We start from the raw sequence: 18,595 nt of genomic DNA on the forward strand, positions 1-18,595 counted from the left end.
TACATGGGCGCGCCCGCGCCCGCGGGCCTGACAGCGGCCCTAGTCGGAGTCTTGCTTGTGCACACTCGCTCCAATCTACCGGGAGCCAGCAACCCCCAACACAGAAGTACCATAGCCCTTTGCTATCACCGCATTTCACCGTTCCATCCAGTGAGATGCGACCTATTTCGAGTCGGATCGTAGAGGTGCGATTGCGCGCAATCCACCGATTCGGCCACTGCTCCGCCCACCAGGATCACCGCTGCCTGCCGCAGTCCAGCCGCCTCGACACGGTCCGCGATGTCCGCGAGCGCGCCCCGCAGCACCTGCTGTCCGGGCTGGGTTGCACGGTAGACCACGGCGACCGGACAGTCACTCCCGTAGTCGGTGACCAATTCCTCGGCGAGGCCGCGGATTCGGGTGATAGCGAGATGCAATACCAAGGTCGCGCGGGTGCGGGCGAAGTTCGCCAGCGACTCCGATTCGGGCATAAGGGTTGAACGCGCCCGGGTCCGGGTGAGCACCACCGACTGCACCTGCTCCGGAACCGTGAGCTCAGCGCCCAGAATCGCGGCCGCGGCGGCATACGCCGGGACGCCCGGGGTGACATCCCAGGCGATCCCGAGCGCATCCAGCCGGCGCTTCTGCTCGGTCAGTGCCGAATAGATCGACGGGTCACCGGAACACAGACGCGCCACATCCTTGCCCCTGATGTGCGCCCGCTCACAGAATTCGATGATCTGGTCCAGATCCAAGCCCTGCGTATCGATCAGCTCGGCATCGGGCGCGCAGTGCGCGAGCACCTCCGGATCCAGATAGGTGCCCGCATAGAGGCAGACCGGGGACGATCGCAGCAGCTCGACCGCGCGCACGGTCAGCAGATCCGCGGCTCCCGGCCCGGCCCCGATGAAGTGCACTGTCATGCCGCGAGTCTCGCACGCTATCCGGTCATGTCGAAGGCCGCGGTGACCTTGGACGGACGCAGGCGGACCACCAGCTCGCCCGGCACGCCGTTGCGCTTGCCGAACGCCTCGGCCTTGTCCGCGCCCATATACCGGGCCGCGATGGCGGTGGCCGTGGACACCAGGTCGTCGAGATCCTCGGAGACCTCGGCGACGCCCTGCAACTGGACGAAGCCGTAGGGCGGGGCTTCCAGATCCACGACCAGCGAGATGCGGCCGTCGGAGGTGATCCACCTGCCCTTGGCGGTGTTCTTTCCGGTGTTGAAGACGAGGGCGTCGTCCTCCAGCACGAACCAGATCGGCGCGACCAGCGGACGGCCGTCGGCCGCCGCGAAGGCGAGCTTGCCGGTTCGGGTGCCCTCGCTCAGGAACTCGCGTACACGGGGATCGGATAGTGAGGCCATAGATAGACGGTATTACTCGATCAGATCGCGCCGCGCTCGCGGGCCCGTGCCACGGCCGAAGTCCGCGACTTCACGCCCAGCTTCGAGTAGATGTGCACCAGGTGGGACTTGACCGTGGTCTCGCTCAGGAACAGGCGTTTGCCGATCTCCCGATTGGAGTGGCCGTCGGCGACCAGGCGCAGCACCTCGATCTCGCGGGCGCTGAGGGTGGTGTCGGGCTTGCGGACGCGGGTCATGAGACGTGAAGCGACCGAAGGGGAAAGCACGCTCTCGCCCTCGGCGGCGGAGCGGACCGCGGCGAGCAGTTCGGCGGGCGGCGTGTCCTTGAGGATGTAGCCGCAGGCGCCGGCCTCGATGGCGCCGAGGATATCGGCGTCGGTGTCGTAGTTGGTGACCACCAGGATATTGGGGGGATCGGGCAATTCCCGCAGGGCCGCAGTCGCTTCCGCGCCCGACTTGCCGGAGCCGAAACGCAGATCCATCAGGACCAGATCCACCCGGGTGGTGGCGCAGAACGCCACCGCGTCCTCGGCGGTCGCCACCTCGCCGATGACCTCCACGTCGTCGGCCGAATCACTTTCCGCCACACCGGAATCCAGTAGCGCGCGCAGGCCCGCGCGGACGATGGCGTGATCGTCGGCGAGCAGGATGCGGATCATTTCTCCTCCTCCAGCGGGAAGGACACCGTGACGGCCGTGTGCCCGGGTTCGGATTCGACGTCCATGGTGCCGCCCTGCTGCTCCACTCGACTGCGCATGGCGTTGAGACCGAAACTGCCGGAAGGGGTTCGGGTCAGTACCGCGGGATCGATGCCGATGCCGTCGTCGACCACATCGAGGTGCACGGCGTCATCGGCGTAGGTGAGGGTGATGCGCATGCGCTCGGCGCGGGCATGCCGCACCACATTCGAGACGGCGCTCTGGGCGATGCGCACCAGTGCGGCCTCGATCGGCATGGGCAGGGCCTCCGGGTCACCTTCCACCAGGACCTGCGCGTCCAGGCCGGGGGCGGCGGCGCGCTGTGCGATGCGGGTGAGCGCGCCGGACAGGGATTGGCCCTCCAGGGCGGCGGGGGTGAGTTCCGCTATGAGATGGCGGGTTTCGACCAGGCTGTCGGCGGCGGTCTCGCGGGCCAGCCGAATCTTTTCCAGCGCAGGATGATCCGGGGCCGCGCGTTCCACCGCGTGCAGCAGCAACTGGATGCTGCTGAGTCCCTGGGCGACCGTGTCGTGGATCTCCTGCGCGAGGCGTTCGCGCTCGGCCATCTTGCCGGCGGTGCGTTCCCGTTCGGCGAGAGTGTTTCTGGTGGCGAGCAATTCGTCGATGAGGCGCTGGCGTTCGCCCGCCTCCCGGAAGAGCGCCTCGTAGCCGAGGCCGATGGCCACCGCCACCAGCGCGCCCAGCAGCGGGCCGATCACGCCGCCGAGCGTCCAGCCCTGATAGAGCGCGAAACCGACGACCGAGACGATGGTGGTGCCGATGACCGCCAGCACGCCCCAGCGGCGCGGCAGCAGATGGAGATAGAGGAAGAAGAGGCCGAAGACCAGGTATACCGCGTACGGCTCGAGGGCCACCAGCAGCAGCCAGAGCAGGGTGAGGACCAGCATCCAGATCCGCGCGGCGACCAGGTCGCGGCGGAATCGGCCGCCCATGAAGTAGACGCCGAGGAAGATGCCGGACACCACGATCACGGCTATCGGGCGGACATCGGCGACGACCGACCGCACCACCACGACTCCGGTGAGCAGCACCACCAGCACGTGCAGTCCCTGCTGCAGGCCGGCGAACACTGGGGTCAGGGGGTTGCGGTGCACGCCGACCAGCTTATGCCCGGCTATTGGCGCGGCATCCATCGAAAGTAGGAAACGCCGACCCACCATCGGCAGGGGTGGGTTTCGTTCCGCCGCGCGATGGCCGGACCGGGTTGCGACGCGAGAGTGGAGGCATGTTCGTAGCACTCCGAGATCTGCGGGCCGCCCGCGGTCGCTTCCTCCTCATTACCCTGGTGGTGACGCTGGTCGCGCTGCTGGTCAGCTTCCTGAGCGGGCTGACCGCCGGTCTCGCGCACCAGAACATCTCCGCCCTGCAATCGTTGCGCACCGGGACGGTGGTGTTCTCCGATACCGGGTCCTCGCCGTCGTTCGACGCGTCCACGCTCAGTGACGAACAGGTGGCGGCGTGGCAGCGCGCCGGGGGCACCGTGGATCCGATCGGCATCAGCCGGGCGCGCGCCACGCTCAATGGTTCGGCGCCGACCCAGGTGGCGTTGTTCGGGGTCGGCGGTACGCCTTTCGGCAATCGCACCGCAACCTCACTCGGCAAGGTGGTGCTGAGCAGTGCCGCGGCCAAGGACCTGCACGCGCGGGCCGGCGACGATATCGCGCTGGGCGACGGCAATTTCACCGTGGAGAGCGTCACGGGCGACGACTGGTACGCGCACACGCCGGTGGTGTGGATGACGCTGACCGATTGGCAGTCATTGAATCCGCGCTCGGGAGCGGCCACCATCCTCGCCGTCTCCGGGGTGCCGGACATGGCGACCGTGAACTTCGCGGCGCACACCACCACGACGACCAGCAAGGGCGCGCTCTCGGCCATGCCGTCCTATCAGGCGGAGAACGGGTCGCTGACGCTGATGACGGTCATGCTTTTCGCCATTTCGGCACTGGTGATCGGCGCGTTCTTCACGGTGTGGACGGTCCAGCGGCAGCCGGATATCGCTGTACTGAAAGCCCTTGGCGCGACGACGGGTTCGCTGGCCCGAGATTCTCTGAGCCAAGCCCTCGTCGTCCTGTTGCTGGGTGTCGGCATAGGTGTAGGCGCCACCGCCGTGGCTTCCCTCTTCATAGGTGACGCGGTGCCCTTCATCCTCACCGCGAGCACCGCGCTCGTCCCCGCCGTGGCCCTGATAGCGCTCGGTCTGCTGGGTGCGGCCTTCGCCCTCCGCTTCCTCTTCACCACCGACCCGCTCACCGCCCTCAATCAGGCGCGCTGACAACCCCTTTCCGACTTATCCCCAGGACGCACACCATGCCCAACACCCTCACGGTCTCCGACCTGACCCTCACCTTCCCCGACGGCACCGACCGCATCACCGCCCTCGACCGCGTGAACCTCCGGGTGAACGGCGGCGAGATAGCCGCCATCACCGGCCCTTCCGGCTCCGGCAAATCCACCCTGCTGGCCACCGTCTCCACCCTGCTCCGCCCCGACTCCGGCCGCGTGGACCTCGAAACAGCCACCGGCACAACCACCCTCACCGACCTGAGCCGCCGCGAGGCCGCCACCCTCCGCCGCACCTCCATCGGCATCGTCTTCCAGCAGTCCAACCTCATCCCCGCCCTGACCGCCCTCGAACAACTCGAGGCCATGTCCCACCTGGGCCAGTCCTGGCTGGTCTCCCCCACCCGCCGCCGCGAAACCCGTTCCCGCGCCCGAGATCTCCTCGCCGCCGTAGGCCTCGCCGGCCACGAATCCAAACGCCCCGCCCAACTCTCCGGCGGCCAGCGCCAACGCGTGAACATCGCCCGAGCCCTCATGAACACCCCCTCCCTCCTCGTCATCGACGAGCCGACCTCAGCCCTCGACCAGGAACGAGGCGCCGCCATAATCGACCTCATCGTCGACATGGTCCGCGACCACCGAGCCGCCACCCTCCTGGTAACCCACGACCGCACCCACCTCCACCAAATGACCTCCGTCCACCAAATGATCGACGGCACCCTCACCCCACTCCCCTTGCCCGTGGCCGCCTAGCGGCCGAGCGTCAATGGGTGCCGGGTAGGCGGCGACGGCCGGTGGCGACCTCGGAGGCCAGGTCTTCATAGCCGACTGCGAGTTCGGCCAGGTTTTCCCAGACGACTGCCAATTCGTGGCCCGAGGCTTTCGCCAAGGCCGCATAGGCATGTGCTGTCAGTAGGGCGAGGCGGTCTATTACGGCGCCGAGGGTTTCGGTGTGGACTCGGGCTGCGCCGTGGGACGGGGGTAATTGGGCGGTTACCCAGCAGTCGATTTGGTGGACCAAATCCGTTCGGATGGTGTCCAGTTCGGTGAGCTGATCGGGCGGGGCCGCCAAACGGCGTTCGTGTAGCTCGGTCAGGGTGTGGGCTGCGCTCAATAGGGGATGTCGCGGGAATCCGGTCCCTCGGCATGCCTTGAGGACTTGGTTCTTGCTCGGCAGCGTATTGGCGATCACGACTGCTCCTACCCGATGTTCTGCGAATTCCGAGCACATTAATCAGCTCAGATGACGAGAACGTGACTCCCGATACAACAGCCTACGGCCGTTCCGCGATTGCTGGATCCTTAGCGGCGCTTGGTAATTCGGACGAAATCAGGCCGTAGCACCACCGTCAACTACCAAATCGTGGCCGACCACGAAGCTGGAGGCATCGGAAGCCAGCCAGACGACCGCCGCCGCGACCTCGGCCGGATCACTCACCCGACCTGCGGGAACCGCCGTACTGATCCGCGCATCCCGATCCGCGCGTGATTCCCCGGGCCGGAACGACATCGGAGTATCGCTGGCTCCGGGGCTCACAGCATTGATCCGCACACCGTCGGCAATATGGTCCCGGGCCGCAGTCTGCGTCAGCACACTCACCGCCGCCTTCGACGCCGCATAAGCCGCCATTCCGGCCCGCCGCCCGTGCGCGCCGATATTCGACGCCATATTGACGATGACCCCACCACCATTGGCGCGCATGTGTGAGATTTCGTGCTTCATAGCGAGAAACATCCCGGTCAGATTGGTATCCAGCACGGTGCGCCAAACCTCTTCGTCGAGATCCCCTACCGGCGAAGCCTTCCCGAAGATTCCCGCATTATTGAACGCAATGTGTAATCCCCCGTGCCGCCGAACCACTTCGGTTACCATAGCCGCCACCTGATCCCCATCCGCGACATCGACTGTCACCCAATCGATCTTGCTACCCTCCGCGCGAATCCCCGCCGCCGCCTCCGCAAGCCGCTCCCCGTCCCGCCCCGCGAGCACCACCGTCGCACCGAGATCCGCGAACGCCTGCGCAGTCACCCGCGCCAGCGCACCGGCCCCACCGGTAATCAGTACGACCTTCTCGTCAAAACGCTCACCCATGCAGCAAACCTACGGGGTGGTCGACATCAGACTCGAATGACCGAGAGCTCCGGGATGGAATCGGGGAAACCGTTGTCCTGCGTGACGATCGGCCAGCTGTGAGCTATCGCCGTAGCGGCGATCCAGGAATCGTTGATCTCCATCTTCCTGCCCGCAGCCTTCAGCCGTTGCCGCAGCAAGGCCCACGCGGCGGCGACTCGCTCGTCGATCGGGACCGGCTGAAGTCGTTGCGCCATAGTGAAAGTGTCCAGACGGCGGGCGCGGGACTCATCGTCGACAGCCATCAGTACGCCCCAGCGAAGTTCCGCAATGGTTACCACGCTGACAGCCGATTCCTCCGGCAACAAGTCCAGGTCTATTCGGCGACGTGATTCCCGAGCGATGAAGATCGATGTGTCGAGCAGGCCGATGCTCATGCTTGCCATGGGTCCCGGATCTCGTCGGTGGTCTCGGTCAGTTCCTCAGCGAGTTGATCGGCCAGTCCAGTGTCGGCCTGCGGTAGGTCCGCTAGAAATGCCCGCGTCGGGACGGTCGTCGGGCGTTCGCGGCGTGGTACGAGGAGTGCTACAGGACGCTCGTTCACGGTGACTTCGAGCGTCTCACCACCTTCGACCCGCCGGAGCACCTCGCTCACGTGGTTCCGGAGCTCGCGCACGGATACCCGCTCAGGCTGGCTCATGAGCCGAGTGTAGCTCATTTGCTACAGGTTGCTACAGCTTCGCGAAGAAGGTCTGGATGTCGGAGGCGTGCTGGGCGGGGCGGTCCATGGCCACGAAGTGGTTGCCGGTGTTGCCCTCGGGCCAGTGGGTGATGCGGTTGTCGCGGTCGGCGAGGCGGCGCATGAGGGGGGAGCCGCCGGCGTGGACGCCTAGTGGGACGAGCTTTTGGCCTGTGGGCCAGGCGAATCCGTTGTTGCCCAGGCCGTTGTACATGGGCCAGGAGGAGGTGGCGGCGGTGTTGGTGAACCAGTAGATGGCGGCGTTGGTGAGGAATTGGTCGCGGTCGTAGGCGTCGTCGAGGCTGTGGGCCAGCGGGGCGAATTCGCGGAACTTGTGGGCGAGCCAGGCGAGCAGGCCGGCGGGGGAATCGGTCCAGGCGTGGGCGAAGGTCTGGGGCGCCTGACGGAGCAGGACGTGGTGGTTCACGCCGGTTTGCCACTTCTGCATGAGATCCCATTCGGCGAGTTCGCCGGCGGTCATGGTGGGGACGTCGGCCTCGGTGGGCAGGCCGATGCCGCCGTCGATGTGCACGCCCACGATGCGGTCGGGCGCGGCGATCGCCATCTCCTGCACCACATATGCGCCGAGATCGCCGCCCTGGACGCCGTAGCGGTCGTAACCGAGGCTGGACATGAGTTCTATCCACATGCGGGCGACCGTGCGCGGCTTCATACCGAGCTCGCGCGGGGCCGCCGAGAAACCGAAGCCGGGAACGGACGGAACGATCACGTCGAACGCCTGTTCCGAGGACAGTCCGTGTCCCGACGGATTCGTCAGCAGGGGAATGGTTTTGGTGAATTCCACGAAGGAGTTGGGCCAGCCGTGGGTGAGGATGAGCGGCAGTGCATCCGGCTCGGGTGACCGTACGTGCAGGAAATGCACGTCCAGATCATCGATCTCGGTGATGAACTGCGGGAACTCGTTGAGTGCGGCTTCCTGTGCACGCCAATCGAATTCGGTGCGCCAGTACTCGGCGAGCTCTCGCAGGTAATCCACCGGGACCCCGCGCTCCCAGCCTTGCCCCGGCAGTTGCGGCGACCAGCGCATGCGGGCGAGCCGCTCGTTCAGGTCATCGAGATCGGGCTGCGGGACGGCAATGCGGAACGGGTGGACTGCGGTGCTCATTGCGACTCCTGAGGTCGGTCATTCGATCCGAAACCCAAGGTAGGAGTCATCTAGGACTAGTCTGGTCCTAAATTGAGAGGAGAGTCGGGGCATGACCGATACACCGGCACGGCTGTTGCGCCTGCTGTCTCTGCTGCAGACACCTCGTGAATGGCCGGGCAGCGAGCTGGCCGAGCGCCTGGGCGTCACCGATCGCACCGTGCGCCGCGATATCGACCGGCTGCGCGAACTCGGCTATCCGGTCGAGGCGACCCTCGGCGCCACCGGCGGCTACCGCCTCGTCGCGGGCGCGGCCATGCCGCCGCTACTCGTCGACGATGACGAGGCCGTGGCCATCGCGATCGGCCTGCGCGCGGCGGCCGGATCCGCCATCGCCGGTATCGAGGAAGCTTCGGTCCGCGCCCTCACCAAGCTGGAGCAGGTGCTGCCCGCCAAGCTGCGCCGGCGCGTGCGGGTGCTCGGGATCGCGACTGTCACGCCGGGGCCGGGCGGCGACCCGATCGATCCGGAGGTCCTGACCACCCTCGCCGCGGCCATAACCAACAGGGAGCGTGTGCGTTTCGCATACCGATCCGAGGCGGGGGCCGAAACGCGGCGCAATGTCGAACCGGTCGGCCTGGTCCCGTATCGGCATCGCTGGTATCTGGTCGCCTTCGATATCGACCGCGACGACTGGCGCAGCTTCCGCGTCGACCGCTTGACGCGTCCGCAGCCGACCGGTGCGCGTTTCACCCCCCGCGCACTGCCTGCCGACGATCCGGCCGCCTACGTGACCGGCGGCAGAACCGACTGGGGCCTGCCGACATTGCACTTCGATGTCACGATTCACGCGCCGGCAGACAATATCGCGCGGCGGCTCGGCGTCGGACCGGGTTGTGTGACCGCTCTCGACGACCACACCTGCCGGCTGACGATGGATCACGAAGATTCCCCGGAATGGCTGGCGGCCCGTCTGACCGATCTCGGCGCCGAATTCGACGTGCGCGAACCGCCGGAGTTGCGTGCGGAATTGGCGAAGCTGCGGGCGCGGATCGATCGGTCCCTCGGCGCGCGATAGACCTCAGGGATAGCGCTGCGCGGCGAGTACCCGGGCGGCTTCCCTGGGTGCGTTCGTATTCGATTGCAGGCCACGGGATCCCGCCAGCTTGGCGCGAATGTGATCGGCCACGGTGACCGGCTCGTACCGGCTTCCCTCGCCGATACACGATGGCAAGGTCTCGATGAGCGCATCGATATTGCCGTCATGGAAGTAGGCCGCACTGCGCCGCCGCTGAATGGTGCCGTCCACGATCGGCGGCTTGACCCGGTGCAGGGTGGACAGCCAGCGCTCATTGGTCCAGCGCGCCATGAGATCACCGAGATTCACCAGGAGCGCGCCGTCGGCGGGCTGCACATCGTGCCATGCGTCGTCCGCGCCGAGTACCTGCAGTCCCGGCGCCTGATCCGCCCACAGCACGGTCACGATGCCGTAGTCGGTGTGCTCGCCCATGCCGGTGAGATCGCCGTCCAGGTCGACGGTTCCGGGTGGCAGCGCGTAGTTGTTCATGCGCAGGACATCGACGGAGTGGTCGGTGAAGCGGTCGAAGAATCCGGCGGGGAGATCGAGCGCGTCGGCGAAGATCGTGGTGAGAGTTCGGGCCACGCGGGCAGCCTCGGTGAAGTACGCGGTGACCGCGGCTTCGAACTCCGGAGCCTCACTGGGCCAGAGGTTTTCGGCGTAGTCGATCTTCGGGAGCTCGAGACCGGGATAGTCGGCGCCGGTGACCCCGACATTGAAGGCCTCGAAGAAGTCGTTCATCCGAGTCGCGGATTCGACACCCAGGCTCAGGCTGAGGCTCTCGCTCTTCGGCGGCGAGTAGCCGCGATTGATCTCGGGCGGTGTGCGATACGCCTGCTTGACCTCCAGCCCCAGGACGAAGAACGAGTCCAGAGCGGCAGCGAACCGGTCGATCACCTCGGGCGGCACCCCATGCCCGGCGATCTGCATGAAACCGACTGTGCGAGCGGCCTCGTCGATCTGCCGAGCCACCGCCTTCCGCTGAGCGTCGTCCCCACCACCCATATAGGGCGTGATGTCGATGACTGGCACCTGGAACTCCATGACGGCTCCCGATCTTCCGGAGATTCGAGCGATAGTTGGCACCAATCAGATTGGCCGACCCACATGGCGCCCGGGTTCGCTGCTGTCACATCCAAGTAAACGATGTTCCCCCGCCCACCGGGCCGAAATCATGCACACTGGCCACTGTGGATGCGGAAGATGTGGTAACCGGCAGAACCGAAGAAGCCGGCCTGGCCAGGCTTGTCGGCAGCGTGGTCCGCAACCTACGCGAGAAGTCACAACTGTCAATGCGTGAACTAGCGAAGCGCGGCGGCATCAGCCAGCCCTTCTTGAGCCAGATCGAACGCGGCGTCAGCGCTCCCTCGATGATCACCACCTACCGCCTGGCCGCCGCCCTCGGCGTAGCCCCCGGCGACCTGCTCCCCACCCCGATCTCCGACCAGATAACCATCGTCCGAGCCGACGAGGGCATCCGCATCCCCGTAGCCGACCGCCCCGACGCCGCAGTGGGCCGAGCCCTCCACTTGCGCCCCAACAGCCCCCTCGAGGTGATCGAATACCACATAGAGCCAGGCCAGCACATATCGGAATGGTTCGAATCCCAAGGCGTCACAGGCGTCTACGTCATCTCCGGCAACCTGGAAATCGAACTGCCCGGCCTGGACCGAATCCGCCTGGGCCCCCGAGACTTCCTCTCCCACCCCGCCACCCTCCGAGACCGCTGGCACCTCCCCGACAACCACCCCACCCACGTCCTCCTCGTCCTCTCCCACTCAATCTGAACGCGGAGAACATGGTGAAGCGATCGACTCCCGCATGAGACTCAGTCGGTGAAGATGTCCTCGAGGTGCTCGGCAGTGACGGCGAGATCGATCCACTCATCGATCTGATCGAGATCTGTGCACTGAGAAATTCGAGCTGCTAGTTCGTCCGAAACCGTGAATCCGCGCCGATCCAGCACACGGAACAGGGCCTTGATCTCCCCCTCGGCTTCACCTCGAGCCTGGCCACGCGAGTAGTAGCGGCGAGCGAACTCGCTCTTGTACTCGTAGGTTCCGGCGGTCATGAGGCCCTCCAAGAAGTGCCGGGCCGCCTTCGGGAGAACGGCCATTACCAGGTCAATGTACATTTCGCCGTTCGGCACGTCGACCACTTCGGCGGCCAGCGCGGTCAGGATCGCCTCACGCTGCGGGTGGTGCCGGTGCGTGATGGCCGACATCACGGCCAACTCGGGGTTCTCGGCGGCGACGTTCGGATCGGTGATTGCCGGAATCTCGTCGGGGCCCAAGATCGTGGGGACGAGTGTGAAGCCGGGAGCAACAACGAGCGGTCTTCGACAGTACCGCGCCGTTCCGACGCTGGGACTTACGACAAGCAGCAGGGTAGAACAGCGCAGGCGAGCTCGAAGGGTAGTCAGATAGACGGGCCAGCTCCAGCCCTTGTCGTGGTCGGGTCGGAGCTGGACTTCAACGACGATTGCCAGCACCGGATCGACGCCGTCTGCCAGAACGACGACTGCATCGGCGCGATACTCGGTCGGATCGATGTCCGGAAAGTCTCCGGATTCCAGACGTGCGCAGTCGAATTCGGGTAGCGGCGTACCGAGCACGGTAGTCAGCAGGTCGGCAGCGAGGCGTGGGCGCTGCCGGAACAGGTCGACCAATGCTTCGTGCAGGATGCTCGGCATGGGGAAGGACGCTACCGGCAGCCACCGACATGAAAGATGCAGGTCAAGAGGCTGATTGGTTGGTTTTGACGACGGGCTAGGGCTTCTGGGTGGCGTACCAGTCGAGGAGGGTGGGGTTGTCTACTGCGGTGGGGGAGAGGACTTTTGTGGGATCGGCGCCTTGGAAGAGTTTTTTGATGGGGACTTCCAGTTTTTTGCCGGTGCGGGTGTGGGGGATGCCGGGGGCTTCGATGATTTCGTCGGGGACGTGGCGGGGGGAGACTTCCTGGCGGATTTTGGTGTTGATGCGGGATTTGAGGTCGTCTGTGAGGGTTATGCCGGGGGCCAGAGTGACGAACAAGGGCATCCAGTAGGCGGCTTCGGGGAGTTCTACGCCGATTACCAACGCCTCGGTGATTTCGGGGAGGGATTCGACGGCTTGGTAGATGTCGGCGCTGCCCATGCGGATGCCCTGGCGGTTGAGGGTGGAGTCGCTGCGGCCGTGGACGATTACGCTGCCGTGGGGGGTGAGGGTGATCCAGTCGCCGTGGCGCCAGACGCCGGGGAACATGTCGAAGTAGGCGTCGTGGTAGCGGGCGTCGCCAGGGTCGTTCCAGAAGTGGATCGGCATGGAGGGCATGGGCTTGGTGATGACCAGTTCGCCTACCTCGCCGCGGACGGGGTTGCCGGACTCGTCCCAGGAGTCCAGGGCCACACCGAGATACGGGGCGGAGAGTTCGCCGGGCCAGATCGGGACGGTGCGGACGCCGCCGATGAAGGCGGAGACCACGTCGGTGCCGCCGCTGATGGAGGCGACGGGGACGCCGACATTCTCCTGCAGCCAGAGCGAGGAGGAGGACGGCAGGGAGGAGCCGGTGATGCCGACCAGGCGCAGGGCGGACAGGTCGTGGTCGCGGCGCGGGACGGAACCGGCCTTGATGCAGCCCAGGACGTAGCCGGGGCTGGTGCCGACGACCGTCGCCCGGGTCCGGGATGCGATCTCCCACAACGCATCCGGCGCCGGAGCGGCGGGGCTGCCGTCGTAAGTGACGACGGTGGCGCCGACCAGCAGGCCGGCGACCTGGAAGTTCCACATCATCCAGCTCGGGCTGGTGTACCAGAGGAAGGTGTCCTGCGGCCCGATATCGGATTGCAGGGCAACGGATTTCAGGTGCTCGAGCACTACGCCGCCATGCCCGTGCACGATGCCCTTGGGCTTGCCCGTGGTTCCGGAGGAGTAGAGCACCCACAGCGGGTGGTCGAAGGCCACCTGCTCGGTGTGGATTTCGGGATGCGCGGCGTCCACGGGCAGATCGGCCCAGGAGAGCGTGTCCGGCAACGCGACGCCCGAAGCTGATGCACCCAGCCGCGGCACCACCACGGTGGCGGCCAGCGACGGAAGGCCGGCGCGGAGCGTCGCGATGTCCGCGCTCTTGTCGTGCGTCTTTCCGCCGAAGCGATACCCGTCGGCGGTGACCAGGACCTTCGGCTCCAGCTGCCCGAGCCGGTCCAGCGCCGCCTGCGCGGAGTAGTCCTGCCCGCAGGCGCTCCACGTAGCGCCGATGCTGGCGGTGCCGAGGAAGGCGATAATGGCCTCGGGGATGTTCGGGAGGTAGCCGGCGACCCGATCCCCCGGCTCCACTCCCAGCTCACGCAGGGTGCGGGCGAAGGCGGCGGCGGTGGCGAGCATGGTGGCCCAGGAGATTTCGGCGATGCTGCCGTCCTCGTCCACGCCGAGGATGGCGGGCCGGTCGGTGCGGGCCTGGCTCACCACCCGGTCGACGTAGTTCAGCCGGGTGCCCGGGAACCATTGTGCGCCGGGCATTTCCGCGGACGCCAGCACCTCTCCCGCGCGGGCGCCGAGGTGGAAGTAGTCCCAGACCTCACCCCAGAATCCGGCCAGGTCGTCCACCGACCACTGCCAGAGCGACTGGTAGTCCGGCACCGCGATCCCGGTTCGTTTCTCGACGAATCGGGCGAAATAGCTGACCTGCGCCTCGGCGATGTCCTGCTCGCCCGGCACCCACTGTGGTTCCACCGCTCTACCTCCTACGACGCGAATCCGGTGTTCCCGGCCTGCTTCGCGCGCTGCACGATCCGTTCGGCATGCCGGATGACCGGCATGTCCACCATCCGTCCCTCGAAGGTGAATACTCCCCGATGGTTCGGCGCCTCCACCAGCACCCGGTTCGCCCAGTCCACTTCCTCCGCGCGCGGCGCGTAGGCGCGGCGGATGACCGGCACCTGACTGGGGTGGATGGCGACCTTGGCGTCGAAGCCGATGGCGACGGCGTCCTCCGCCTCGTCGGCGAGGCCGTCCAGGTCGGTGATGTTCAGGAACACCGAGTCGAGGGCGAACTTGCCGTACGCCTTGGCGGCGAGCAGGGACTGTGAGCGCACGTGCCGGGCGATGTCCCGGTAGCTGCCGTCGGCGCGGCGGCTGGAGTTGCCGCCGAGCGCGGCCACCAGATCCTCCGCGCCCCACATGACGCCGATGGCATTGCGCACCATGACCGCCCGGCCCACGGCGAGCGCGCCGAGCGGGGATTCGATGAGCGCGATCACCTCGTAGTCGGCGAGCCGCGTGATCTGTTCCGCCGATTCGCATTTGGGCAGCATGATGCGGCGGTACTCGGTGCGGATCAGGGCGTCGAGGTCGAGCATGTGCTCGAGGGTGCCCGCGGCATTGACGCGGATGACGGTGCGATCCGGGTCCAGCGGGGTCTCGATCAGGGCGGTGCGGGCGGCGGCCTTGTCGGCCTCTGCCACACCGTCTTCCAGATCGATGATCACCACATCGGCGGCGGCGAGTGCCTTGCCGTACCGCTCCGGTCGGTCGGCGGGGCAGAAAAGCCATGCGGGACCGGGCATTTCCCAGCTCATGCAGTTTGCTTCCTCACCAGGGTTTTGCGGACGGCGGTGGCTACGACATCTCCGTGCTGATTCAGCCCGGTGTGGGCGAAGGTGACGATCCCCTCCCCCGGCCGGCTCTTGGATTCCCGTAGCTCGGTCACTTCGGTCTCGGCGTACAGGGTGTCCCCATGGAAAAGCGGCTTGGGGAAGGCGATTTCGGAGAACCCGAGGTTGGCGACGATCGTGCCCTGGGTCAGCTGCGCGACCGACAACCCCACCAGCGTCGACAGCGTGAACATCGAGTTCACCAGCCGCTGATGGAACGGCGGTAGCGCCTCCGCGAACGCCGCATCCAGGTGCAGCGCCTGGGTATTCATGGTCAGCGTCGTGAACAGCACATTGTCGGCCTCGGTGATGGTGCGGCCGGGCCGGTGCTCGTACACGACGCCGATCTCGAACTCGTCGAACCAGAGACCGCGCTGTACAACGCGCTTCGGACTCACCTCAGTCACAAACCCAGCTCCCGCCCGATCAGCATCAACTGCACCTCAGTTGTGCCCTCACCGATTTCCAGGATCTTGCTGTCTCGATAGTGCCGCGCCACAGCATATTCGTTCATGAAGCCGTAGCCGCCGAAAACCTGGGTGGCGTCGCGGGCATTGTCCATGGCGGCCTCGCTGGCGACGAGTTTCGCGATGGCGGCCTGCTTCTTGAACGGTTTGCCGGCGAGCATGAGGGCGGCCGCGTCGTAGTACGCGGTGCGGGCCATGTGGGCGCGCGCCTCCATGCGGGCGATCTTGAAGGCGACGGCCTGATTGCTGCCGATGGTGCGGCCGAACGCCTCCCGCTCCTTGGCGTAGCGGACGCTCTCGTCCACGCAGCCCTGCGCCGCGCCCACCGAGAGCGCCGCGATGGCGATGCGGCCCTCGTCGAGGATGCGCAGGAAGTTGGCGTAGCCGCGGCCGCGCTCGCCGAGCAGGTTCTCGGCGGGGACGCGGACGTCGTCGAAGCTCAGCGGGTGGGTGTCCGAGGCGTGCCAGCCGACCTTGTTGTAGGCGGGCTCGGCGGTGAAGCCGGGAGTGTCGGTGGGCACCAGGATGGTCGAGATCTCCTTCTTGCCATCCGTGGTGCCGGTGACGGCGGTGACGGTGACCAGGCGGGTGATATCGGTGCCCGAGTTGGTGATGAACTGCTTGCTGCCGTTGATGACCCAGCTGTCGCCGTCCTGCACGGCGGTGGTGCGGGTGCCGCCGGCGTCGCTGCCCGCGCCGGGCTCGGTGAGGCCGAAGGCGCCCAGCGCGCGGCCGCTGGTGAGCAGCGGGAGCCATTCCTGCTTCTGCTTGTCGTTGCCGAAGCGGTAGATGGGCATGGCGCCCAGCGATACTCCGGCCTCCAGGGTGATGGCCACGCTCTGGTCGACCTTGCCGAGCTCCTCGAGCGCCAGGCAGAGCGCGAAGTAGTCGCCGCCCATGCCGCCGAACTCCTCGGGGAAGGGCAGGCCGAACAGGCCCATATCGGCCATGCCCGCGACCACCTCGTAGGGGAAGGTGTGCTCGGCGTCGTGCTTCGCGGCGACCGGGGCCACCACCTGGTTCGCGAAATCCCGCACGGTGAGGGCGAGTTGGCGGTACTCGTCCGGAAGCGTTCCGGTGGACAGGAATTCGGTCATGACGCGATGTTCTCCTCTACGGTGCCTGATTCGCGGCTCGCCGCGGTAATACGGGCCAGCAGCTGATCCAGGCGAACCTGGGCGCCCGGATCGACCAGCAACTCCACCCGGCCCGCGATCGGCGCGGTGAGGGTGTGCTCCATCTTCATGGCCTCCACCACCACGATCGGGGCGCCGGCGGCGACGACCGTACCGGTGACGACCGGGGTGGCGATGACCGAACCCGGCATGGGGCTCTGGATTTCGGCATCGCCGACGTGTGCTTCGCCGGCGCGGACATCGGCCTCGGCGACCTCGCGCAGCAGGGCGACGCCGGTGCGGTCGCCCACCCAGATCTGACCCGGCTGGGTGGCGATGCGGTAGTGCTCGCGCAGGCCGTCGAGCACGAGGGTGAGGCCGTCCACCTCGGCGTGCGCCGTCAAGGCGTGGACCGTGCCGGGTTGCGTTGCGGACGAGGGCTTTTCGCCGGAGTCGAGCCAGGCGGTGGCCTCGGCGGGGGTGCCGCTCAGGAAGACGTGCACCGTGCGGTCGCCGCCCGCGAGGCGGAAGCCGGTGGGGGCGTTCGCTCCTACTCGCCAGCCGGTCGGGATCGCCCAGGGGTCGGTGGGACCGGCCGGCCACTGCCGCAGCCACAGCTGTGCGGCGGCGGCGATGAACTGGGCGTCGGTCACCGCGGCGGTGGTGAAATCTCCCGCGCGGCGGTCGAGGAGGCCGGTGTCGAGGTGGCCCGCCTGGACATCCGGGTCGGCGAGGAGGAAGCGGAGGAAGTCGATATTGGCTCGGACACCGAGGATCTGGGTGTCCCGCAGGGCCGTATCGAGGCGCTTGATGGCCTCGGTGCGATCCGGTGCGTGCGCGATGACCTTGGACAGCATGGGGTCGTAGTCGGTGCCGACCACGGTGCCCGCGCGCAGACCCGAATCCACGCGCACGCCTTTGCCTTCGGGCTCGCGCAGGGCCAGCACGGTGCCGCCGGTGGGCAGGAAGTCGCGGCCCGGATCCTCGGCGTAGACGCGTGCCTCGATGGCATGGCCGGTGAGGCGGATGTCCTCCTGGCTGGCCGCCAGCTTCTGCCCGGCCGCCACGCGGACCTGGCATTCCACCAGGTCGACGCCGGTGACCAGCTCGGTCACCGGGTGTTCCACCTGGAGACGGGTGTTCATCTCCATGAAGAAGAACTCGTCCGGCCGGTCGGCCGAGACGATGAATTCCACCGTGCCCGCGCCGACATAGTCCACGCTGCGCGCGGTATTGCAGGCCGCCGCGCCGATGCGGGCCCGGGTGCGGGCGTCCAGCAGCGGCGAGGGGGCCTCCTCGATCACCTTCTGGTGGCGGCGCTGCAGACTGCATTCACGCTCGCCCAGATGCAGGACCTGGCCGAAACTGTCGGCGAGGATCTGCACCTCGATATGGCGGGGGCGGTGCACGAAACGCTCCAGGAAGAGGGTGTCGTCGCCGAAGGCCGCGCCCGCTTCACGCCGGGCGCTGACCAGTGCGTCGGGGAGTTGCGCGGGGTCCTCGACCCGGCGCATGCCCTTGCCGCCGCCGCCCGCGGACGGCTTCACCAGCACCGGGTAGCCGATTTCCGTTGCGGCCTCGATCAATTCGGCATCGGTGAGACCGGGGCGCGCGATACCGGGGACCACCGGCACACCGTACGCGGAGACCGCGTTCTTCGCGGCGATCTTGTCGCCCATGATCTCGATGGCGCGGGCGGGCGGGCCGAGGAAGACGATGCCCGCGGCATCCAACGCCGCCGCGAACGCCGAATTCTCGGACAGGAAGCCGTATCCCGGGTGCACGGCCTGGGCGCCGGACTGCACCGCGGCGTCCACCACCTTGGCGATATTCAGATAGGACTCACGTGCGGGAGCCGGGCCCAGCCGCACGGCGGTATCGGCCTCCTGCACATGGCGGGCATCGACGTCGGCGTCGCTGTAGACAGCGACCGAGCGAATTCCCATGGCGCGCAAAGTGCGGATCACCCGCACGGCGATCTCACCGCGATTGGCGACCAGGACGGTATCGAAGGCGACGGGGTGCGCTTTGTTCATCATGGCAA

20 protein-coding genes are annotated in these 18,595 nt (G+C 66.9%); 4 read left to right on the top strand and 16 right to left on the bottom strand.

Annotation, left to right across the window (positions count from 1 at the left end; translation table 11 throughout):
• Nucleotides 1-125: 125 nt before the first annotated feature.
• From cobM to ACH438_RS03230, 4 genes are read right to left on the bottom strand one after another with little or no spacing between them, the layout of a single operon-like run.
• The gene (gene cobM, locus ACH438_RS03215) at nt 126-902 is read right to left on the bottom strand and encodes a precorrin-4 C(11)-methyltransferase (RefSeq protein ID WP_397000567.1); all 777 of its coding nucleotides are present in this window, start codon (nt 900-902) and stop codon (nt 126-128) included.
• 17 nt (nt 903-919) lie between these two features.
• Nucleotides 920-1,345, bottom strand: a complete 426-nt coding sequence (locus ACH438_RS03220) for a PPOX class F420-dependent oxidoreductase (protein WP_397000569.1) — start codon at nt 1,343-1,345, stop codon at nt 920-922.
• A 20-nt stretch (nt 1,346-1,365) separates the two neighbouring features.
• Entirely contained in the window at nt 1,366-2,004 is a 639-nt protein-coding gene (locus tag ACH438_RS03225; protein WP_397000571.1) for a LuxR C-terminal-related transcriptional regulator, read from the bottom strand.
• A complete protein-coding gene (locus ACH438_RS03230) occupies nt 2,001-3,158 on the bottom strand; it encodes a sensor histidine kinase (RefSeq protein ID WP_397000573.1) in 1,158 nt (385 codons plus the stop codon). The genes ACH438_RS03225 and ACH438_RS03230 overlap by 4 nt, the downstream gene beginning before the upstream one ends.
• Nucleotides 3,159-3,289: 131 nt before the next feature.
• On the opposite strand from ACH438_RS03230, the gene ACH438_RS03235 reads away from it, so the two are divergent.
• Together ACH438_RS03235 and ACH438_RS03240 are read left to right on the top strand one after the other, a co-directional pair.
• Nucleotides 3,290-4,339: an ABC transporter permease gene (locus ACH438_RS03235; RefSeq protein ID WP_397000575.1), complete on the top strand. Its 1,050-nt coding sequence runs from the start codon at nt 3,290-3,292 to the stop codon at nt 4,337-4,339.
• A 35-nt stretch (nt 4,340-4,374) separates the two neighbouring features.
• A complete protein-coding gene (locus ACH438_RS03240; protein ID WP_397000577.1) occupies nt 4,375-5,100 on the top strand; it encodes an ABC transporter ATP-binding protein in 726 nt (241 codons plus the stop codon).
• Between the two features lie 10 nt (nt 5,101-5,110).
• Here ACH438_RS03240 and ACH438_RS03245 read toward each other — a convergent pair whose 3' ends face one another.
• From ACH438_RS03245 to ACH438_RS03265, 5 genes are all read right to left on the bottom strand, one after another.
• Nucleotides 5,111-5,539, bottom strand: a complete 429-nt coding sequence (locus ACH438_RS03245; RefSeq protein ID WP_397000579.1) for a DUF4254 domain-containing protein — start codon at nt 5,537-5,539, stop codon at nt 5,111-5,113.
• 138 nt (nt 5,540-5,677) lie between these two features.
• Nucleotides 5,678-6,439 (bottom strand): SDR family NAD(P)-dependent oxidoreductase, encoded by a 762-nt coding sequence (locus ACH438_RS03250; protein WP_397000581.1) that lies wholly within the window; start codon nt 6,437-6,439, stop codon nt 5,678-5,680.
• Nucleotides 6,440-6,465: 26 nt separating this feature from the next.
• Complete coding sequence (locus tag ACH438_RS03255) at nt 6,466-6,864, bottom strand: type II toxin-antitoxin system VapC family toxin (protein ID WP_397000583.1); 399 nt, start codon at nt 6,862-6,864, stop codon at nt 6,466-6,468.
• Nucleotides 6,852-7,118 (bottom strand): type II toxin-antitoxin system Phd/YefM family antitoxin, encoded by a 267-nt coding sequence (locus ACH438_RS03260; protein WP_397000585.1) that lies wholly within the window; start codon nt 7,116-7,118, stop codon nt 6,852-6,854. The genes ACH438_RS03255 and ACH438_RS03260 overlap by 13 nt, the downstream gene beginning before the upstream one ends.
• Nucleotides 7,119-7,149: 31 nt before the next feature.
• Nucleotides 7,150-8,283, bottom strand: coding sequence for an epoxide hydrolase family protein (locus ACH438_RS03265; protein WP_397000587.1), 1,134 nt, complete (start codon nt 8,281-8,283; stop codon nt 7,150-7,152).
• 91 nt (nt 8,284-8,374) lie between these two features.
• Here ACH438_RS03265 and ACH438_RS03270 point away from each other — a divergent pair, with 91 nt between their 5' ends.
• Nucleotides 8,375-9,340, top strand: coding sequence for a helix-turn-helix transcriptional regulator (locus ACH438_RS03270; RefSeq protein ID WP_397000589.1), 966 nt, complete (start codon nt 8,375-8,377; stop codon nt 9,338-9,340).
• A 3-nt stretch (nt 9,341-9,343) separates the two neighbouring features.
• Here the strand turns inward: ACH438_RS03270 and ACH438_RS03275 are convergent, their stop codons facing one another.
• Nucleotides 9,344-10,384, bottom strand: a complete 1,041-nt coding sequence (locus ACH438_RS03275) for an isopenicillin N synthase family dioxygenase (protein ID WP_397000591.1) — start codon at nt 10,382-10,384, stop codon at nt 9,344-9,346.
• Nucleotides 10,385-10,596: 212 nt separating this feature from the next.
• On the opposite strand from ACH438_RS03275, the gene ACH438_RS03280 reads away from it, so the two are divergent.
• Nucleotides 10,597-11,127 (top strand): helix-turn-helix domain-containing protein, encoded by a 531-nt coding sequence (locus ACH438_RS03280; RefSeq protein WP_397000765.1) that lies wholly within the window; start codon nt 10,597-10,599, stop codon nt 11,125-11,127.
• 41 nt (nt 11,128-11,168) lie between these two features.
• Here the strand turns inward: ACH438_RS03280 and ACH438_RS03285 are convergent, their stop codons facing one another.
• From ACH438_RS03285 to ACH438_RS03310, 6 genes are all read right to left on the bottom strand, one after another.
• Complete coding sequence (locus tag ACH438_RS03285) at nt 11,169-12,032, bottom strand: hypothetical protein (RefSeq protein ID WP_397000593.1); 864 nt, start codon at nt 12,030-12,032, stop codon at nt 11,169-11,171.
• Between the two features lie 76 nt (nt 12,033-12,108).
• Nucleotides 12,109-14,049 carry an acetoacetate--CoA ligase gene (locus ACH438_RS03290; RefSeq protein ID WP_397000595.1) on the bottom strand — a complete coding sequence of 647 codons (1,941 nt, stop codon included), beginning with the start codon at nt 14,047-14,049 and terminating at the stop codon, nt 12,109-12,111.
• An 11-nt stretch (nt 14,050-14,060) separates the two neighbouring features.
• Nucleotides 14,061-14,894 (bottom strand): HpcH/HpaI aldolase/citrate lyase family protein, encoded by an 834-nt coding sequence (locus ACH438_RS03295; RefSeq protein ID WP_397000597.1) that lies wholly within the window; start codon nt 14,892-14,894, stop codon nt 14,061-14,063.
• Entirely contained in the window at nt 14,891-15,367 is a 477-nt protein-coding gene (locus ACH438_RS03300) for a MaoC family dehydratase (RefSeq protein ID WP_397000767.1), read from the bottom strand. The genes ACH438_RS03295 and ACH438_RS03300 overlap by 4 nt, the downstream gene beginning before the upstream one ends.
• Before the next feature lie 5 nt (nt 15,368-15,372).
• Nucleotides 15,373-16,533 (bottom strand): acyl-CoA dehydrogenase family protein, encoded by a 1,161-nt coding sequence (locus ACH438_RS03305; RefSeq protein ID WP_397000599.1) that lies wholly within the window; start codon nt 16,531-16,533, stop codon nt 15,373-15,375.
• Complete coding sequence (locus ACH438_RS03310) at nt 16,530-18,590, bottom strand: acetyl/propionyl/methylcrotonyl-CoA carboxylase subunit alpha (protein ID WP_397000601.1); 2,061 nt, start codon at nt 18,588-18,590, stop codon at nt 16,530-16,532. Before ACH438_RS03310 ends, ACH438_RS03305 begins: the two co-directional genes overlap by 4 nt.
• Between the last annotated feature and the right edge of the window lie 5 nt (nt 18,591-18,595).

This window comes from Nocardia sp. NPDC020380, assembly GCF_044386975.1.
Lineage (GTDB): Bacteria > Actinomycetota > Actinomycetes > Mycobacteriales > Mycobacteriaceae > Nocardia.